Source organism: Corallococcus llansteffanensis, assembly GCF_003612055.1.
GTDB lineage: Bacteria > Myxococcota > Myxococcia > Myxococcales > Myxococcaceae > Corallococcus > Corallococcus llansteffanensis.
Window position 1 is genome coordinate 1 of sequence record NZ_RAWB01001125.1, and the last position, 718, is coordinate 718.

The window sequence follows — 718 nt, forward strand, 5'->3', positions numbered from 1 at the left end:
GTGGGCAGGGCGACGTGCTCGGCCATGGGGATGCCTCCCAGCTCCTCGGCGAGCGCGGTGAGCACTTCCTGGGTGAAGACGATGCGGTCGCGGGGCATGCGGGCAAGCACGCGCTGCACTGCGGACTCCACGGTGCCTTCGGAGGGCACGTCCAGGGTGCGGCCGGAGTCGGTGAGCGCGAAGAGGGCCTTGCGGCCGTCGAGCGGATCCGACTTGCGCTCCAGCAGGCCGCGCTTCTCCAGGCGCTTGAGCACCCCGGTGAGCGTGCTGGGGTGCACGTGGAGGATCTGCGCGAGCGTGCCGGCGGTGATGCCCGGAAAGCGACCGACCAGGCGGATGACCAGCCGCTGCGGGCCGGTGAGTCCCAGGGTGGACTCCATGCGCTTGGAGGTGGACTGGAGGCCGTGGTCCACGCCCCAGAGCAGGCGCATGAACTCCAGCACATCACCGAGCTGTGGCACCCGGGACCTGCCGCCGTCCGGACCTGCTGACTCCGGGACTTGTGAGTCCTTCATGGATGCATCCTCCTTCACCTACTGCCTCCCTGTCTTTCCGCCATGTGCGCGTGTCCTAGCGCGTCGGCTTGCCGGTGCCACCAAAATCCTGAGCACACTGCCCGCCGCAGGACGGGGCCGCTCGCTTGGCGCCGGGACTGGCGGCGCTGACGCAAGGGCTGCCCTCGGGGTTTGTCCGGGTGTGTCATGCGGGCTCCCCGGGG

The 718-nt window shown here is 69.9% G+C and carries 1 protein-coding gene; it reads right to left on the reverse strand.

Annotation, left to right across the window (positions count from 1 at the left end):
• Positions 1 to 515, reverse strand: a 515-nt coding sequence (locus D7V93_RS43740) for a MarR family winged helix-turn-helix transcriptional regulator (RefSeq protein WP_147451714.1), incomplete at its 3' end; no start/stop codon positions are given.
• Positions 516 to 718 lie beyond the last annotated feature (203 nt).